15 protein-coding genes and 1 other RNA gene are annotated in these 17,927 nt (G+C 35.8%); 3 read left to right on the top strand and 13 right to left on the bottom strand.

All coding sequences use genetic code 11. The annotated features are described in order from the left end of the window. Positions 1-347 precede the first annotated feature (347 nt). Both bcd and A5N88_RS01985 read right to left on the bottom strand, forming a co-directional pair. Positions 348-1,445: a branched-chain amino acid dehydrogenase gene (bcd, locus tag A5N88_RS01990; RefSeq protein WP_066262383.1), complete on the bottom strand. Its 1,098-nt coding sequence runs from the start codon at positions 1,443-1,445 to the stop codon at positions 348-350. Between the two features lie 439 nt (positions 1,446-1,884). Further along, positions 1,885-3,954: a sigma-54 interaction domain-containing protein gene (locus tag A5N88_RS01985; protein ID WP_066262382.1), complete on the bottom strand. Its 2,070-nt coding sequence runs from the start codon at positions 3,952-3,954 to the stop codon at positions 1,885-1,887. A 130-nt stretch (positions 3,955-4,084) separates the two neighbouring features. On the opposite strand from A5N88_RS01985, the gene A5N88_RS01980 reads away from it, so the two are divergent. Further along, a complete protein-coding gene (locus A5N88_RS01980) occupies positions 4,085-4,324 on the top strand; it encodes a DUF2627 domain-containing protein (RefSeq protein ID WP_066262379.1) in 240 nt (79 codons plus the stop codon). 171 nt (positions 4,325-4,495) lie between these two features. On the opposite strand, the gene A5N88_RS01975 is transcribed toward A5N88_RS01980, so the two are convergent. Next, positions 4,496-5,218 (bottom strand): glycerophosphodiester phosphodiesterase, encoded by a 723-nt coding sequence (locus tag A5N88_RS01975; RefSeq protein ID WP_066270153.1) that lies wholly within the window; start codon positions 5,216-5,218, stop codon positions 4,496-4,498. 369 nt (positions 5,219-5,587) lie between these two features. On the opposite strand from A5N88_RS01975, the gene A5N88_RS01970 reads away from it, so the two are divergent. Next, positions 5,588-5,929 carry a hypothetical protein gene (locus tag A5N88_RS01970; protein ID WP_066262377.1) on the top strand — a complete coding sequence of 114 codons (342 nt, stop codon included), beginning with the start codon at positions 5,588-5,590 and terminating at the stop codon, positions 5,927-5,929. Positions 5,930-5,974: 45 nt separating this feature from the next. Here A5N88_RS01970 and A5N88_RS01965 read toward each other — a convergent pair whose 3' ends face one another. The 3 genes from A5N88_RS01965 to A5N88_RS01950 all read right to left on the bottom strand — a co-directional run bounded on the left by A5N88_RS01965 (position 5,975) and on the right by A5N88_RS01950 (position 8,016). Beyond that, positions 5,975-6,295, bottom strand: a complete 321-nt coding sequence (locus A5N88_RS01965) for a DUF3243 domain-containing protein (protein WP_066262375.1) — start codon at positions 6,293-6,295, stop codon at positions 5,975-5,977. Between the two features lie 472 nt (positions 6,296-6,767). Continuing rightward, positions 6,768-6,963, bottom strand: a non-coding RNA gene (gene ssrS / locus A5N88_RS01955) — 6S RNA. A gap of 54 nt (positions 6,964-7,017) precedes the next feature. Beyond that, a complete protein-coding gene (locus A5N88_RS01950; protein ID WP_066262371.1) occupies positions 7,018-8,016 on the bottom strand; it encodes a cation diffusion facilitator family transporter in 999 nt (332 codons plus the stop codon). Between the two features lie 260 nt (positions 8,017-8,276). Here A5N88_RS01950 and A5N88_RS01945 point away from each other — a divergent pair, with 260 nt between their 5' ends. Further along, on the top strand, positions 8,277-9,182 hold the full coding sequence (locus A5N88_RS01945) for a metallophosphoesterase (protein ID WP_083952978.1): 906 nt from the start codon (positions 8,277-8,279) through the stop codon (positions 9,180-9,182). A 13-nt stretch (positions 9,183-9,195) separates the two neighbouring features. On the opposite strand, the gene A5N88_RS01940 is transcribed toward A5N88_RS01945, so the two are convergent. From A5N88_RS01940 to A5N88_RS01910, 7 genes are all read right to left on the bottom strand, one after another. Further along, the gene (locus A5N88_RS01940; protein WP_066262370.1) at positions 9,196-9,909 is read right to left on the bottom strand and encodes a metallophosphoesterase family protein; all 714 of its coding nucleotides are present in this window, start codon (positions 9,907-9,909) and stop codon (positions 9,196-9,198) included. Positions 9,910-10,110: 201 nt separating this feature from the next. Further along, positions 10,111-11,286 (bottom strand): acyltransferase family protein, encoded by a 1,176-nt coding sequence (locus A5N88_RS01935; RefSeq protein WP_066262367.1) that lies wholly within the window; start codon positions 11,284-11,286, stop codon positions 10,111-10,113. A 289-nt stretch (positions 11,287-11,575) separates the two neighbouring features. Continuing rightward, positions 11,576-12,484 (bottom strand): beta-1,6-N-acetylglucosaminyltransferase, encoded by a 909-nt coding sequence (locus tag A5N88_RS01930; protein WP_066262364.1) that lies wholly within the window; start codon positions 12,482-12,484, stop codon positions 11,576-11,578. Between the two features lie 132 nt (positions 12,485-12,616). Then, a complete protein-coding gene (locus A5N88_RS01925; RefSeq protein ID WP_066262361.1) occupies positions 12,617-13,867 on the bottom strand; it encodes a polysaccharide deacetylase family protein in 1,251 nt (416 codons plus the stop codon). Between the two features lie 23 nt (positions 13,868-13,890). Next, complete coding sequence (locus A5N88_RS01920) at positions 13,891-14,820, bottom strand: glucosamine inositolphosphorylceramide transferase family protein (protein WP_157090572.1); 930 nt, start codon at positions 14,818-14,820, stop codon at positions 13,891-13,893. An 89-nt stretch (positions 14,821-14,909) separates the two neighbouring features. Next, positions 14,910-16,460, bottom strand: coding sequence for a lipopolysaccharide biosynthesis protein (locus A5N88_RS01915; RefSeq protein ID WP_066262357.1), 1,551 nt, complete (start codon positions 16,458-16,460; stop codon positions 14,910-14,912). A 287-nt stretch (positions 16,461-16,747) separates the two neighbouring features. Next, positions 16,748-17,866, bottom strand: coding sequence for a polysaccharide pyruvyl transferase family protein (locus A5N88_RS01910; RefSeq protein WP_066262355.1), 1,119 nt, complete (start codon positions 17,864-17,866; stop codon positions 16,748-16,750). Positions 17,867-17,927: the final 61 nt, after the last annotated feature.

Raw genomic sequence — 17,927 nt, 5'->3', positions numbered from 1 at the left:
AATTCTTATTTTGCTTAAATGTCTTTTAAAGGAGCATCCTAAAGCTCTATGTATTTATCCTTAGCACATTTACAATGGCTGTTTTCTCAAAGATTGTTGTTTTTTCGTACAGATATCTAAACCCGTATTTAGTTAGTCATCGTGACATCTTTTCGTCCACTTTTCAAAAGTATACAGGCTGAACCTTTTGTTTTACTTGGTTATTTGTGCATATGGCAACAAAGTTTACAAAAAGAGCCTTCACAATTTAAAAAGAGGGCGCTTAGCTTCTACGCATGAGCGGTCAATAAGCCTCTTCCATGCATATGAGTAAGACTCATTTAGAAGCAAAGCGCCCTAATGCAGCATTAAATTCTATTAGAAAGAGTATGCTTGCTGTTTAATAAAAACTGGCTTCTAGATTTTGAAACCTTCGCTATTCTTTCTTCAGCCATGCGGTCTGCAGCCACATAAGTTGGAATACCGTCGCGTTTGGAAATGCCGATAATCTTTTCTATGCTGTTATAAATTTGTTCAACTTTCTTCATAGCGCGGTCACGGTTATAGCCATACAGCTCGTCCGCGACATTAATAACACCGCCTGCGTTAATAACATAATCAGGTGCGTAGACAATACCCATTTCATGGATTTGGTCGCCGTGACGTGTTTCTTTTAATTGGTTATTTGCAGATCCTGCAATCACTTTAGCTTTTAGTTGCGGAATGGTTTCATCATTAATAATGGCACCAAGAGCACAAGGAGCAAAAATGTCACAGTCTACTCCATAAATTTCATCCGGATCTACGGCTTTTGCACCGAATTCTTCAACTGCTCTTTGAACTGCTTCCTTGTTGATATCCGTTACAATCAATTGTGCCCCTTCTTCATGAAGATAACGGCACATTGCATATGCAACATTTCCCACTCCCTGTACTGCTACGGTAATTCCTTCAAGAGAGTCTGTTCCGAAGGCTTCTTTCGCTGCTGCCTTCATCCCCACATAGCATCCATAAGCTGTTACTGGAGATGGGTTTCCTGATGAGCCGAATGCCGGAGAAATACCGGTTACAAAGTTTGTTTCTTCATGGATTAAATCCATGTCTTCAACCGTTGTACCTACATCCTCAGCTGTTATGTAACGGCCGTTCAGCCCTTGAATAAAGCGGCCAAAAGCACGGAACATTTCTTCATTTTTATCCTTGCGCGGATCTCCGATAATAACCGTTTTCCCGCCGCCAAGGTTAAGGCCAGCTGCTGCATTTTTATATGTCATGCCTTTAGCCAGACGAAGAGCATCCTCAATGGCTGCATCTTCAGAAGCGTAAGTCCACATTCTTGTTCCGCCAAGCGCTGGTCCAAGAGTTGTATCGTGGATAGCGATAATGGCTTTTAATCCTGACTGTTCGTCCTGGCAAAAAAGCAATTGTTCATAATCGTATTTACCCATGTATTCAAAAATTTTCATTTGTTGATCCCCCTTAATAGTCTAAAGTTGCGGTGTTACAATTTATCTGTGTGTAAATGATTTTACTATAAGCACAGATATTTCGGAAGACAGGATATGGAAGCGTCTGCCTTAAGGACTATCTCCCCTTTAGTATTTTATATAAGATTTACTATGCTTGCACGTTTTACGTAAGGAAATCTCCCCTATTTAATGTTTTCATTTCCATTTAGAACAATACCAATTTAGAGAAGCACCAATAAATTCAGATATAAATACAGCTATCCGCATCCATATAAAAACTTTCTACATTTTCGAAAAGACTAACTTTAAAATGCTTCATCCATAATAAAAGCAAGAATCATGCCAACAAGAAAAGCGGAAGTGCCTTGGTCATCGGCGTACGGATTCCGTAATAATTCTCACTAAATAGTGTGCATTTTTTTGCATAGTGTGCAATTTATTGCATGCTGTTATTTTCAAGATTGAACTTCTCCAGCTTATAATAAAGATTTCTTACAGAAATGTTTAACTGCCTGGCAGTTGCTGTTTTATTTCCTTTTTGATGGCGAAGTACTTGTTGAATTACTTTTTTCTCATGTTTTTCCATAATGGAAGCAAGATCCTGATTTTCTATTATATTATGAGGCTCCTCTATTCCGATTCTACCGTGGCGATTAGCCGTCATGATGAATAGATGTCTTGAATCAATGAATGTTTCACTGAAATTCATAAAAATAATGGCTCTGCCCAATATATTTTCAAGCTCACGCACATTGCCCGGCCATTCATACTCCATCAGCTTTTGAATAGCACTTGCCTTCAACCCTTCCACATTCCTGCCGTAATCCTGATTAATTTTTTGAATCAGCCTTTCACACAAAGCTGGAATATCCGACTTTCTTCTATTTAGCGGCGGAATATAGATGGGCATTCTGTTCAACCGATAATATAAGTCTTCACGAAAGGTGCCGTCTGCTATACCTTTTTCTAAATTTACATGGGTCGCCGCTATAATTCGTACATTGATCGGAATGGGTTTGGTCCCTCCAACCCGGACAATCTCATTTTCCTGTAGCACTCTTAATAATTTAGCCTGGGTATTGGCATTAAGCTCACCTATTTCATCCAGAAAAATGCTGCCATTATGGGCCTCTTCAAACAACCCTTTTTTCCCGCCTCTTTTGGCTCCGGTAAAAGCTCCTTCTTCATAACCAAACAGTTCGCTTTCCAGCAGCGAATCCGAGATTGCTGCACAATTAACCCGGATAAAGGCATTGTATTTTCTCTCACTTGCATTATGGATGGCATGCGCAAAAAGTTCTTTTCCCGTACCAGATTCCCCCCTCAGTAAAATGGTAACAGGGGTTCTTGCCGCAAGCTTTGCCTGTTCAACGGCAATGTTCATTTCTGAAGAACCGCTGATAATATCTTCAAAGGTATACTTAGCTTCCAGCTTTCGGATAATCTGCCTTGCCCGGTCCAATTCATTTGTTAGACGCTGGATTTCAGATACATCATGGACAACACCGACACTGCCTTTTAACTTCCCATTTACAATAACAGGAGCCACATTTACGATTACTTCTTTTTTTGCCGGCCCTAATCTCATTTTCACACCGCGAACAGGCTTCTTTGTTTGGAGAACTTTTAAGTGTACACTTTCTCCTTCAGAAATATCAGCAGTCGCAGGCTGACCGATTACACCTTCCTGTGTCATTCCAGTAATTCTGGTATAGGCAGGATTAATTAATATTCCTTTCCCCTTTTCATCGACAACCGATATTGCATCATCACTTGACTGGATAATAGCTTGAAGCATCGTTTGAATTTCTTTTAAGTTGGTAATTTCTTCGGCCAGCTCTACTACTTCCGTAATATCCCTAAAAACCGCAATGGCCCCGAGAAGTTCTCCTTTATCATTGATCATCGGCATTCTAGTGGCAATGATTTTCAATCCATTTTTGAGGATTACTTCCTGATGAGATTCTATTTTTTTTGTGCGGATGACTCTTGGAAGCTGACTGTTGGGAATGATTTCAAGAATGGGTCTTCCTACCGCTTCATGGGAAGGTACATCATTCATCCGCTCTGCACTTTTATTTAGAAAAATGACCTTCCCTTCCTTATCTATTACAATCATTCCTTCATCCGTCGAATTCAGGATTAAATGATGCTTATACGTTTCATTTTGAAGCTGTTTTATCAGTTCTTCTTTTTCCTCTATCAGCCTTGCTACCATATAGGCTACGCTGCCAGGAATAATCAGCGTATTTTTATCAGTAGCAGAAAGCATCTCTCGAAAAACATCCTCATCCCCTGTTACATCTATAATGATATCAACTGAATCATTTATATAGTCCTGCCAACAGGTGCCGGTTGCAATGCCCAGTTCCTTTGCAAAAAGAATTCCTTCTGCTGTTTCTTTTTTATCCAACACCGCCTTAATAGTCAGGACCGTACTTTCCTTTAATATTTTCACAAGAGCCTTCCCGCCCTTGCCCCCGCCCACGATTAAAACGCTCTGCAAAATAATTCCCCCTTACCATGCAAACCTTTTCATACTTATTTTAGGGGAAAAGCGGCCTCTTGACAAACCAATACCAGAATCTATATGATTTTGGAAAAGAAGGTAACCTATCTGCGTGAGGAGAATTCAGATGATTCGGATAATCGCTCTTCTTATTTTAGTCATCCCTGGTTTTTGTGCAGCATTAGGGATTAAGCTTATGCGGGATATGATGTTTGGTATCCTGCAGCCTCCATTTATTTATTTGTGGACGCAGTTTTTAACAGGCTTTTTGCTGTTTGCAGGCGGTTTATTCTTTGTAGGGGGATTTATTTTTTATCGGGACAGAAAGAGAAATAAGGTACAAAAACGATTTAAAAGGGGCGCCTGATATAAATTAGGAGATCACTCCATGTTCACAAGCACACTTTCAGCCGGAAAGTGTGTTTTTTATTCAGATGGTCTATTCATCATGCTTGTTAATCATTCACCCGCCAATGAATTAGGTTCAAACAGAAAAGCCCCATTAAAGGGACTTTTTCCTGTATGGATATCATATCGTCTAAATTCTGATTCTAAGCTCATAGGCTTTTTCAGGAAAGTCTGTTATTAACGCAGAGCATCCAACTGAAAAAAGCCTCTTCATCATTTCTTCTTTATTTATGGTATAGGGGCGTACGGCAATCCCTTCCTTCATCGCGGCAATAATGATTGAATCCGGAGTTATTCTTATATGGGGATGAATCCCTTTAGCGTGCAAGGACTTTGCATATACCCATGGCATATACAAGCCATTTGAATATAATGGTGCAATTTCTATCTCAGGATCAAGACGATAGCTATGTATAATGGAATAATGGTTAAAAGAAGAGATTATAATGCGATCCTGAAAACCATATTCATGAATTAATTGAATGACTTTTTCCTCCAGCATGGGATAAGCGATAATGCCTGTTTTTAGTTCCACATTGCATAAAAGGCGGTTTCCGCTCATCCATTCGAATACCTCCCTAAGAGACGGGATCTCCGTATGTTCTATAGAAGTAAATAAAGAATGGGCATTCAGCTTTTTTAATTCACTAAAGGAATAATCCTTTACAAACCCTTTGCCATTCGTCGTTCGATCGACCGTTTCATCATGAATGACGACTACCTCTCCATCCTTTGTCAGCTGTACATCCAGCTCAATGCCATCAGCCCTGCTTTTTTCTGCAGCGAAAAAAGCATCCATCGTATTTTCGGGAAAAGTCCCTGATGACCCGCGGTGGGCAAAAATAAGTGTCATGCTGTCACGTCCTTTGAATGATTTCACTCATTATAGGATATTTTGAATCTCCTTTGTCCTAAACCATCCTTTTTCAACTGCCTCTTTTTTAGATAAGTATCATACTTGAAAAGGCAAAGCTGAAATTAGTCCTCCTTACAAATAAAACTTATCGATACCTTATTTTATCAAATTAGAAATTATTATCTGTCTTTTTAAATATTATTTACAACTTCTTAATCTTTTCTTTAAATTCAGGCTCTGTTCTTGCTATTGATTTCAGATTCAGGTGCTCGCTTTTAACAAAATTAAAGAAAGGATTTCTGAAGGAATATTTCTGCCTGTTCATTCATATTGTCAAAATAGAATGAGTGAATAAAGGGGCATTGTATGAAAACGATTATTGTTAAAGCAGTTGTACTTATTTGCCTAGTGTTCTTACTTGTTTTCCTGCTATTTAAACTCCATTATTCAAAAAATAACTACCATTATGTAACGATTACAGAAAAATATTATTCCCAGCATACGAATGGCGCAGCTAGGGGGGTTATATCAGGAAAAGAGATTAAGCTTACAATCATTAAAGGGGAAAAAGAAGCGTGCGGGATGGAGTTTAGCAACGGAAAAATTTTCACATTAAAGTGTGAGGATTATTTGGATTATCGGATTGGCCAAAAAGTTTACATTTATTATAAGGGTTCACAATTGATAGACATTCGAAGCAAACAGTAAAGGACAGGAAAGATCTTTTCCCCGCCTTCACTGTTGCTCAATAGTTTATTGAACCATCTTAACTAACATATGGGAAAGCTTATGCTGCTCCTCTTCTGTTCCTGATTTCCATAGTTCTTGAAGCAGCTTTTCTTCCCTATTGCGCGGTTCTTCATGCTCAGCCAGGAAATTGGCAACTTTTTGAGCTGTTTGCGCAAGCTTTTCTTCATCCATGCCCAATCTTTGTCCAGCTTCGACTTTTTTTCCTAGATAATCCTTGAAGGAATCAAAGCTTGATAAAATTTGGTCTTTTTGGTCTTGTCCAAGGTCATTTAATTTGTTATCTACTTTTTCTTCAGCATTCACATTTTGATTGGTTTCAGTCATCGCCATCATTCTCCTTTGTAAGTGGAATACTCTTTTTTATCCGTTTATCTGCCTGCTCAAACTTTGTTTCTAAAAATGGAATAATTAACCGCTTGATTTGTATTAAGAGATGAAGAAGATCAGCTTTAAGCCTTAAAGATTTATTCTTCAATTTTATGGAGCTTCTTATTTTTACGCCATACACTATCTTCATACTCCGTCCAAAAAGATAGCTGTAGACTTCACTATAATGATTGAACTTAGAGTTTTCTTATAAATTGGCTATTGATTTCTGTTTCAGGCACTAAACGCGCCTGTTGAGTCTCCCTTTGCCTGTAAGTCTTGTTGGAGTCTCGTTTATTCGCTCCAATTAACAGAGCAGAAACCAGAAATATTTATATTTTTAAGTTCAACAAATATAGATGAAAAAAACAAGAAAAAACCACATAAAAAAATGTCTTATCCCTTTTGGATAAGACATTTTAATTAGTTATGTAAGGCTGCATGTTGCCGTATGAACAGTAAGAAAGTTTTAAACCACCACTCCTCAAAGTGGGTGTTCGCAGAAACGTTCTTGTTTACCTCCATGTCTGATAGACAGAGGCCTAACATTCCGGTTTCGATGTAAAACTCCCTATTACAGCTTAAAGGTTAAAACTTTATTATCAATACGTACAACGCAGCTTGTAGATTAATATTACTACCCGATACCCCAGAATGCAAGTGAAAAAAATTCCATTTTATTATTTTTTTGCAGCAGTCAATGTTTTTTGTGTTTTATCTGCTTTATCCACTTTCCATTTCTGTACACCGTCATCCTCATCGAATTCAATGATAACATCTGTGACACTGCGCTCCTTCATGATTTTATCTTCCAGGCGATCCCGTATGTCATCTGCTTCCTCTATTGTTAGTTTAGGATCCACTTCAATCTCCAGCTCAACATGAAGAGCTTCCCCTTCCTTAAAAACACGGAGCTCTTGAATATCACTCACATCAGGATCATCAATCAGAAGTCCGCCAATTTTTTCTTCCATCTCCTCATGTGATTCCCCCAGTACGCCTGCTGCATTATCCATGAACACTTTCCCCACCACGACAAACATCATGAACCCGATTAATGCAGAAGCAATTCCTTCAGCCTGATGAAAAGCCGTAAAATGAGAAATAATAATCGAAATAATAGCAAGCAAACCTCCTGATGTTGATACTGTATCCTCTAAAAAGACCAGCTTGGTTGCAGGCTTTGCCACTTTAATATTCTTGATGCTTTCAATAAAGATCCTCATTCCCTTCGTTTCCACTCCTGCTTCGTGTATGATTTCTCTCATCGCTTTTGACAAAACAAATGACTCAAGCAAAGTAGCTGCAGCCAGCACTGAGATATTAATATAGAATCCTGCTGACTGTGTCGGATGAAAAATATGCTGGAAGCCTTCTTTTACCGTTTCAAATGACATAATTCCTACTATTAAAACGGCACCTAAAAGAACAAGATTAACCAGTCGGCCAAATCCATCCGGAAAACGGTTTGTGGGCGGCTTTTTACTTAAAGCCGATCCGACAAAAACAAAAAGTTGATTGGCTGTATCCCCAAGACTATGCATGGTTTCCGCAAACATGGCAATATTTCCGGTATATAAATACGCAATTAATTTAATTATAGCTACCGCAGCATTCACTACTGATGCCAGAAAAGCTGAACGGCTCCCCTTTTTTAATAAAGGAAATAGCTCCTTCATTCCAAATCTCCTCTTTCTCATTCAGAAATGATTGATTCACTTTTTAAAAAATCTACCCTTTTCATCATTTTTTAACCATGTTCAAAGAAGGATTTAACAATGATGCATTATTATTTTTTGTGTAATGTTATTACAAAAAATCTATATGTATGCACGGGAAAGGTCTGGCGGATGCGCCAGGCCTTTCCTTAAAATTGTCAGATTTCCATAATGAATCATCTAATATCCTGAATTCACTTGTGGAAAAGTAAAGGAAAATAATGAATAATAGATGGAAAAGGATTGATGAAATAGCGATGAGCATACAAACGGAATTGGAAACAATAAGCCGTAGGAGCTTTTTAAAAAAAGCGGGGGCAGCCTTTATGGCAGTCTGTGCATCCTTACCAGTCTACTCCTTTTTTTTAGAAAGATTCTGGCTTGATATCACTTCAGTCCACATCACATTTAATGGGCTTCCAAAGGCTTTTTCTGGAATGCGCATTGTACATATCAGCGATTTGCACATGGGGAATTTTTACCACACCAATCATTTGAAAACAGTGGTTGAAAAGGTTAATCAGCTTAAACCTGATTTAATTTGCTTTACAGGGGATTTAGTAGAGGACAAAATTGATATGTTAAAAGATTGTATTCCACTTCTCAAAGAATTGACTGCACCCTTAGGTAAAATTTCCATTTTAGGAAACCACGATTACAGAATTGGAAAGGAAAGAGAGATAATTAAATGCCTGACATCCAGCGGTTTTATTTTTTTAAAAAATAGTCATACTTCCATTACAAGGATGGGTGGCACGGTTTTCATTGCCGGAGTGGACGATATGTTCGGCGGAGATCCCAATATTCCAGAAGCTCTTCAAGGAATCCCTAAAAATCAGTTTACTATTTTACTAGCTCATGAACCTGATGTAGCTGATACAGCTTCCAAACATCCTGTCCACTTACAGCTTTCTGGACACAGTCACGGCGGTCAAATCCGGCTGCCAATTGCAGGTCCTCTTTTCACTCCAGCTGGAGCACAAAAATATGTAAAGGGCCTTTATTCTATCAACTCATCAAACTTTCTGCTTTATGTAAATAGAGGAATTGGAACCACCTATCTTCCCTTTAGATTCGATTGCCGCCCGGAGATTACAATGATCACATTAACTTCTGCTTTTCATTAATTAAGCCGGCATTCTATAGCCGGCCATTCTGTACTATGTTTATCATTTTTTCTTTATTAGGGTAGTCTGATTGTGCCCATTGTTCGATTACTTTATTAATATCATAACGGACACGGATAATTGAAGCTTGAACAGCTGCATCTTCTATATCGAGTAATGCATACGATGCTTTATTTAAGCCATCAAACGGCAAGCCAATACTTCCAATGTTCACAACACATTTGCCGTTTAAATATTTTATATATGATCGGTGAATATGACCGTACACATATACATCTGCTTCTTTTTTCATCAGTGTGCTTATGATTTTTTCTTCTTCATTTGATTGAATGACATCAAATAAATTATCAGGTGCAGCGTGAAAAGCATGAAGTTTCATTCCATCATAGGATTGTTCAATTTCAGCAGGCAAGTGTTTAAGATAATGGATACTTTCTTCATCCAGGCGTGAACATGCCCATTCTCTCTCTTGCTGCATCATAGCAAAGTCACAATTTGGAACCTCCCCCTCTTTTATACCGCGAATAATCCACTCATCAGCATTCCCTTTAATTACAGTGGCATTAAGAGATTGTACTAGCTGCAAACATTTTTGTGGATTTGGACCGCGAAAACAAATGTCTCCTAATACAAAAATATGGTCAGTCCTTCTTTTGCGTAAATCTTCTAAAGCAGCTTCAAGCGCTATCGAATTCCCATGAATATCAGAGAGGAATGCCAATCTCATTTCCAACACCTTCTTAGGTTTTTAGTCTTTCGAATCATCTATTAGTTTTAAATACTTTTTTATTTATTAGTGTTAAATTTTAATGGTAATATTTGCTCGTTTTTAGTGTCAAATAGCAACAAAGTTTACGAAAAGAACCTTTATTACAATATGACTCAGATATTAAAGCCGGCAAATAAACGAAAGAAATCTGCACTTACCCTAGTAAAACAGATCGTTAATCTTTCTTTTTCTTATTACTCTATTCTTTCTTATCTTTCCCTGTAACTTAATCACAGCATTTTTGCCCATTTTGAGTGAAGGAGTTTCAATAAACAGCCATGCATAATAAGCTATAAATAAAGTGACAGGTATAGAAATTGAAAAAATGAGCCAAAGCGGCAGCCGATTGTATAAACTATAAATTAATGTAAATAGAACAGGCAAATGATACAGGTATAGACTATATGATATTTTTCCTAAATGACAAAGAGGTTTAAAAAGCAATAGCATTTTAGCAGTAGGAGAAAATAGTGCAATTATAATCAAAATACCTGTACCCAGTGCAACAGAATAATCACTCGCTGCTTCTCCAAAATAATAAATCCTTGCATAGTTGGAAAGAATGGTGGCGAATTGATTGTAGTTAATAGAGATAAAGCTTATGATCAGTAAAATCATTTTCGCATACTTTGTTAAAGCACGATAAAATTTCTCCAAATCATGTAAGTGTTTTGCGACTATACTTCCCACAATAACCATATTTATATACTGCAAGGTAAAAAAGAAAGTAGTATGGTAGCCAAAGCTTTTTTCCCAATGAAACAAGTTATTCAGCCCGCTTATTATAGACAGAGAAAAGCCTATAAAAAAGACGAGCTTCCAATTATAACGAAAAATTATAATTGCGATGAAAGGATATACAATTGATATTCTCATATCTTGTACCAAGTACCAAATAGCATTATTAAACAAATCCGAATTAAAGTTGCCAATCAGTATGATATGTTCAAAAAAATTGTGCAGGGTTAAAGGATGTGTCCACATCGCGTTAAACCAGCTGCTTAATTGCGGAATTCCTCCTTTAGAAAAACAAACATATAGAATCATAGAAATCACTATAGCAAGTAAATAAGGCAAATATACTCTGAAAAATCTTTTGACTAAGTATATTCCATAAGGAGGAGCATCTCCATATGTATAAGGCAAAAAAAGAACGAATCCACTTAAAATAAAGAATACATTGATAGCGGCATCTCCCTGGAACAGCATATTGAGGGGAAAATAAAAAGAAAAAAATAAAGCTATAAGCGGTGTAACAGTCACCATGGAAATATGGTTAAAAAAGACTAGTATTGCAGCTATACCGCGAACTGAGTCCAATTGATCATATCGCATTTTTATACTACCTCTCCCACCTTTTTAGTTGAATGCGCTGTTCTTATTACAGATGACTTCCACTCTAATCTCTTGAGTTTATGGAGGCGGCTTTTTTTAGCGGGAACCCCTTACTCTCAAAAAACTATGGAGGCAAAATCAATATTCCAACGTAAAACAGGGCCCTAAAAAATTAATAAACTCTTTTTTCAGAATGTCGATGAATGCGGCAATCTTTCCAGCCGTTATGCCATTTTCAATCAGACTATACTTTTATTTGCCGTTCTCAGGCTATTAAAATAAGACTATTTCAAACTTTGACTTTTTCTGAGAAAAACTCAATGACCGGACTATCAACCTGCTGGTCAAATTTTCTGGCAAAAAACTGATTGGAGCTTTGGATCGTACTAATATGTTCCATCCTTAAGGTAACTGGATTATTCCTTGATTTTAATGAAACGCCAAACTGAATATACATTAAATTATCATTCACTACCTGGGACTTAAAGTGTGAATTCATAATAAGCGTTTGAAAAAAGAATTCATCTGGACACAAGCTATCGATAAAAGCCTTGTAATACCAGTCGTTTTTCTCTATAAATTCAATAATATATTTCACTGCCTCCAAAGGCATACAAAACCAGTTGGAACCATTAAAAAGCTCAAACACCTTTGGTAATATGTACCTATTCGGCAATAAATTAACCCCATAGCCATACAGCACCATAATTGACCTTCTAAATAAACGCTTTGGATGAAGCGGGTTAATATACAGTTTTCTTGCAAATCTTGGCCATTTAACATTCGCAAAAGCAGCGTGCGGTTCTTTTTTATCAACAGGATATGCATTCATAAAAATCTTATCGCTATTTTGAAATAAAAACTCACTAAATCCATTTTTAACTAGTAAATCCTGACCGCTTCTAAAGCATATCTGATTATAGGGAATTCCCTTCTTCATAACTTCCTTCATTAATAAAAGCGTTGCATCTACCTGTGTAATATCTCCCCAAATCACCTCAATACTCTTTCTTAAAATGAATACATTAGGATGTTTAATAATTCGATCCTTTATTTCATCAAAACTTTTTTTATCTATATGAATATAGACATCCCCCTGATTTTCAGACACCATTTGCATAATGAACTTATTTACTTGCTCTGGATTCTTATGAATAGCTAAAATGTACGCAGTCTTAGTCTTAGCATGCGGGCCCATCAATATCTTCTCCTTCTTTATTGTTTAAGTTGTGTTAAATTTCAATGTTAATAACTGCTCGTTTTTTAGCTTATTTTACAGAAAAGAAAGGAATAAGCTAAAAAACAACAATATCACTTAACACAGCCATTTTTATAATGAATATTCCCAAATACAAACCAGTCTGATAAGGACTAAAAATAAAAGCTGACTTAGCAGTCCCAGGTTTCTTTTTTGCAGCTTTTTACTTGTACCCACATTCTGAACCGTCATTATTTTTTTTAGTTTTGGCAATTGCATTAACAATCTTAAGTCACTAATTTGATTTTTTTCTATATTAATTTCCTCTAGATTCAGGAAATATTGAACCCCATCCAGGTTTGAAATATTTTTATCAAATAAATTCAGCTTCTTAATCTCCAATAGTTCCGATATTTCGATCCACTTTTTATTTGGATCAGGCAGTAACTCCCGCACTGCTTTTTCAAAATTTACATCAATAAAATTGGCGATCCCGGCGATTTCAGATGCTGTATAAAACTCTAAGTCATTTTTTTTGGCTTCCTTTATTATGGTCTTGAGAACACGGGGAGATATTCGCCATTTCCCTGATTTTGCTGCTGTTTCTCCCCATCCAAATTTATCCCATTTCACCTCTTCGGGAAGAATAGAATGACAAGTAAACATGATATTTTTCCCTGATTTTTTCGCGAATTTCATTATTTTTTTCAAATAAAAAAGGTTACAGGAATAGTAACCGTCTAAACTAATAGATGGCGTTAATCCAGAACTGTTAAAATTACATAGATTGTCATTTTCCAAATGTCCCCTTACTAGTTTAAAATAGGAAGGAACAAGAGCATTTACGTGTTTTTTGGCGTACATAAAATTTGGAAAGGCAAAAGTAACGGGCTTCCTGAATCTTTCTTTTGTTGTAGAATGCATCTGATCTTTCATCCAATGGAATAATGATTCGACTTCATCTTCCAGCCATTTATCAATTCCAAATTCCCGAGAATAAGTTGTTGCTTTTCTATGATTAAATCCGTGGTGGGCGATTTCATGACCGTTGGATTGCAATTCTATCAACATATCTATTTCATTTTGCGTATGCTTTCTTCTTTCCTCAAATGGGTGAATACCATTTATATTAAACGTTACCTTCACATCGTAATAACCAAATAATTCTTTTCCAAATACGGTCCAGTCCTTCACGCGATAACTATCATCAAAAGAAAAAGCAATACCTGGTTTATTTATGTAGGGTATTAGCTCCTCTTTTTTTCGTTTTTCAGTTTCCTTCTCCGTATACATCACCATATTTTTATAAATGCAATGCCAATACCTCCATCGAAAATATGATTTCCTTAGGCTTGTAAAAGGATGGGCAAGTTTTATTTTCATGGCTTATTCCCCCATATTTCTTATTATGCCCGAAATATCTCGGCTAATTTTGTTACAACACTATCCAATTTCCATAATAGATAATTCTTATATTCCAATTTGTGTCCATCCACTGCAATTAACCATTTGTTTTCATCAATTTTTAATTGATCGATAGAGTGCATGCCGTCCTTTCGCCAATCTAATTCCTTCTCAGTACCTTTTAATATTAAATTGACTTCTTTTTCTTCATATTCTTTTTCGCTGAGAAGGGTAATCTCAAATGCTCTTACAGCACTTCCATAGGCTGGGGTGCCATCTTGTGTGTATCTATAAATTCTTTTCCCCTCCTCAATAACTCTTCCACCAGGCCTGGTAATAGTAAAATCATCGGTAATAATGGGGCTTTTTGGGTGTTCTTTCCAACCACTTTCAAGATGGTCGGAAAGAAATAAATGCAGCTTGCCATTTTCCCCTGAGAACATCCACCATTTATCCATATATCGAAAGAGACTGGAATCAACATATTTACCTGTTAGCAGTTCACTTGTTTTTTCCCAATCATAGGGAAAATTTTTTGATTTATACAAAAAAACACCCGAAGCTTCACTTGACTCAGGTATCATGTAAAAATCCCCATTATGTTTAAAAACATAAGGGTATGATAGATGATAATTCTCTTTTAATACAATTTTGTCATATGTCCATTGTTCTCCATTCATACTTTTTGCTACACTTATAATTCCCTTTCCTCTCGCTTTGTCAAATACTTCGAAAAACATGAAATACGTATTTTCATTTTCGATGATAAAGGGATCTGCAATAAATTCAGCATGAACATCTGTAACATTGGCAGCTTGAATTGTAGGCATTTGAAAGTGATTTGAATCCGGGGGATCGGATATAATCGAAGGAGAGTGAAATACCTTAATGGACCATATCCCCAACTCGATCTCTTTACTTATAAGCTTCATAAAAAAAACAGCCAATACAATTAGAAGAATGCTGTAAAAAAAAACCAAAAAATCACCCTTTCTAACAATTTTCCCTAAATCTTTTTACATCAGCTTTCATAAGACTTGGAAGCAATCGTATTACTTCGCAGTTTGAGATAATTCAATGCAGCATTTTTCAAATATTGGAATTCCTCCGTTCTATAGAAAGAAATAATATAGAAAAATGAAGGTATCAATATGCATATAACTCCTTTTAATGACAAATTCACAAGTTCATTATCAACCCTTACCCCCTTACAAATAAAAGTTGTAAAAAAACAGGTGAATAGGGTAATCAGAAAATAATATACATATTTTTTAAAATAGGCACTCAAAGGAACCTTGAATAAATATTTATAAACCAAGCGCGGAACGTTCCAAAATCCAATGCTGAGAGTACTTATGGTAGTTCCAAGAAAGATACCGGTTATTCCTAAATAATGAGCTAAAATAAAGGCAGCCCCTAAATTAATAAATGCCTCCACCAGAGGCATATATTTATCCTGGATAAAAATCCCGGCTTTCGTTTTAAATGTTGCAATAGATGATCTTAAACCAGAAAGATAAAAATTGAATAATAATATGAGAAAAGTAGCTGAACTTAATAGATAATCGGTTCCCAGCCACCATGTGATGAATTCCTCCAGAATATTGTACAAAAAGATTAATGAAATCGAATAAGTGCAAAAATTCAAGAAGTAAATGACGTTAAAAACTAAATAACTTTTATCCTTGCTTTCAACGGCTATTAGATTGCCTACACTTGCACCTATTCCATTTACCACAGATGATAATAAGGAAGCTAACTGCCCCATAATCATAGAATAATTTGAATATAAACCAACCGCTACCACTCCAATAAAGGAGGAAATCAATAAATTGTCTGTTCCAAAGATACAATAAGTGCCCACATTATATAAAAAGATCGCTTTAACATTCTGAATAATGATCTTTTTTTCTTTCTCATCAATCTGAAATCTTGCCTTTGTTTTAATATAGCTATACTGCTTATTCACTATAAAACCATTAAGCGAATACTGAATAACAAATATCATGAGTTCCAGCAATAAAAACAGAATATAGTTTTTGGTTGTAACCAAAATAATTATTTTCAGAACGGTTGTCAATAATTGGAAAACAAAATTTATTCTTGCCAATATATATCCTTTTTGATCTGCATTGATCAACGCAACCTTATGGGCATTAAAATAATATGGCAGGTTTTTTATGACAAAGATGAAATACATCAGGTTCAAAAATGAAATATTTTGGGTTCCCTTCATCAAAAACCCAAGAAATGGATACAGACAAAGAGAGAGGACTAATAATAAAATGGCAATGACTGCATACGCTTTTTTGAAAATATGAATTAAGGCAATGATTTTGGGCCTATCGTTTTCGGCCAATGGTTTGTAAAGGTTAAAGATAATGCTGGCACCGATTCCCCCTTCTATTAATGATATCATTGATAAAACATTATCAAATAAGCCATTTATACCGAGATAATTTGCGCCTAAATTATCTAAAAATACTTTACGTGATATGAAACCGAGCAAAGTGATTATTAATTGAGAGCAGATGGCTATTGATATATTTTTAATTGAATTTTGTGTCCTCATATTTTCCAACCTTCTTTTAAAATTTTGGCACGTTAAATTTCTTTTTTTGAAAACTGCTCAAAAACTTTGTTGCTATTGGACACAGTAATATCATTTAATATATATTCAGTATTAAAACTTCGGAATAGCACACGAAAAGATGCCACGAAGACAGACAACATACGGAACAACCCTTTGTACGTAAAGCAACAATCTATGAGAAAACAGCCTTATTAAAAATATATTCAGTAGCCGATAATCTCTTTTATCTCCATTTCTGCACTTATCTCGGCTTTCACATCATATATCTATTTATTTATCGAAGAAGATTTAAAAAGAAATAAAAACTGATCCAATTCTTCGAAATGCCTATGCGCCTGTAAAAGAATGTTCTGGTCCACTTTATTTAAGCATGCAGCCTGAAAAACTTTTTTACTTTCCAATTTATGAATGTCTTTTATAAAAATACAATTTTTATCCATTTTCAAATCCACTAGCGTATGATAGGTCTTATCACTGTATATGATTGGATATACATTCTGATTGAATAAAAAAGCTAAAATAATAGAATGAAATCTGGCTCCTATGATCAGTTCACACGTTTTATATTCCTCTAAAAAAGGGTCTATCTGGCCATCGTAATTGATAATCCTGATCATGTTTTGATCTTCTTGGGGAAATTTCGCCAATATCTGCTGGCATGCTTTCAAATCACCTTCATATTGGCAAAATGAAAATAGTTTAATTTTATATCCTTCGGCTATGTACTCATTCATTAAGTCAACCATTTTTTTGTTGTAAGCATGATTGTATGCTTTTAATTCCTCTCTCTTTTCCAAATTAATCAAGGATAGTCCTACACATTTTTCTTTCACCTGAGCCTTTTTTACCTCTAAACTTAATACGGCATCGGGAGCAAGTCTGACATTTTTTAAATGTTTAAATAGCGTATAGGAATAGCTGTCTCGAAAGCATATATCATAACATTGTGAAAAAAGAAGGTCATATTTTTTCATAAAACAATAATCCTCATATGGACCAAAATTGGCACTTATGATAAACACCTTTTTATTCAATTTTGAAAAAGAATGTAATATATTCCTGCGCTCCTTATATCTGTTTTCCCAGCCTTTATTTTGTTTAAATATTGAGCCGCCAATAAGAACTAATGCTTCATACTTTTTATACTTCAGTAAAACATCATTCATTTTTATAAATAGATTTACTTCCCGTTCTCCCCAAAAAACTCCTCGGTATGAGTAAAGAATATTTACATTTTTATAATTTCGAAAAACCTTTTTATAATTCCTATTTGCCGTTAATAAGTCCCATTTCACTTCTGGATATCTGTCGAATAATGTTTTTAAAAACAAGTCATCCCCTATATTGACCGAAAAATATGCCCATACAAGTATTCGTTTTTTCACTCCATTACCTCCGGCCACTCGGATTGTCTTATCGGTTACCCTCTATAGGAGCCATTTTTAT

Source organism: Heyndrickxia acidicola (assembly GCF_001636425.1).
Classification (GTDB): domain Bacteria; phylum Bacillota; class Bacilli; order Bacillales; family Bacillaceae_C; genus Bacillus_AE; species Bacillus_AE acidicola.
Note: the sequence above shows the minus strand (reverse complement) of the source record. Positions and strands in the feature narration are given on the sequence as shown.

Excerpts from the sequence above, each read along its gene's own strand:
- bcd (WP_066262383.1), bottom strand. The coding sequence starts at position 1,445 with ATGAAAATTTTTGAATACATGGGTAAATACGATTATGAACAATTGCTT.
- A5N88_RS01980 (WP_066262379.1), top strand. The coding sequence starts at position 4,085 with ATGATTCGGATAATCGCTCTTCTTATTTTAGTCATCCCTGGTTTTTGT.
- A5N88_RS01975 (WP_066270153.1), bottom strand. The coding sequence starts at position 5,218 with ATGACACTTATTTTTGCCCACCGCGGGTCATCAGGGACTTTTCCCGAA.
- A5N88_RS01970 (WP_066262377.1), top strand. The coding sequence starts at position 5,588 with ATGAAAACGATTATTGTTAAAGCAGTTGTACTTATTTGCCTAGTGTTC.
- A5N88_RS01965 (WP_066262375.1), bottom strand. The coding sequence starts at position 6,295 with ATGACTGAAACCAATCAAAATGTGAATGCTGAAGAAAAAGTAGATAAC.
- A5N88_RS01950 (WP_066262371.1), bottom strand. The coding sequence starts at position 8,016 with ATGAAGGAGCTATTTCCTTTATTAAAAAAGGGGAGCCGTTCAGCTTTT.
- A5N88_RS01945 (WP_083952978.1), top strand. The coding sequence starts at position 8,277 with ATGAATAATAGATGGAAAAGGATTGATGAAATAGCGATGAGCATACAA.
- A5N88_RS01940 (WP_066262370.1), bottom strand. The coding sequence starts at position 9,909 with ATGAGATTGGCATTCCTCTCTGATATTCATGGGAATTCGATAGCGCTT.
- A5N88_RS01935 (WP_066262367.1), bottom strand. The coding sequence starts at position 11,286 with ATGCGATATGATCAATTGGACTCAGTTCGCGGTATAGCTGCAATACTA.
- A5N88_RS01930 (WP_066262364.1), bottom strand. The coding sequence starts at position 12,484 with ATGGGCCCGCATGCTAAGACTAAGACTGCGTACATTTTAGCTATTCAT.
- A5N88_RS01925 (WP_066262361.1), bottom strand. The coding sequence starts at position 13,867 with ATGAAAATAAAACTTGCCCATCCTTTTACAAGCCTAAGGAAATCATAT.
- A5N88_RS01920 (WP_157090572.1), bottom strand. The coding sequence starts at position 14,820 with ATGAAGCTTATAAGTAAAGAGATCGAGTTGGGGATATGGTCCATTAAG.
- A5N88_RS01915 (WP_066262357.1), bottom strand. The coding sequence starts at position 16,460 with ATGAGGACACAAAATTCAATTAAAAATATATCAATAGCCATCTGCTCT.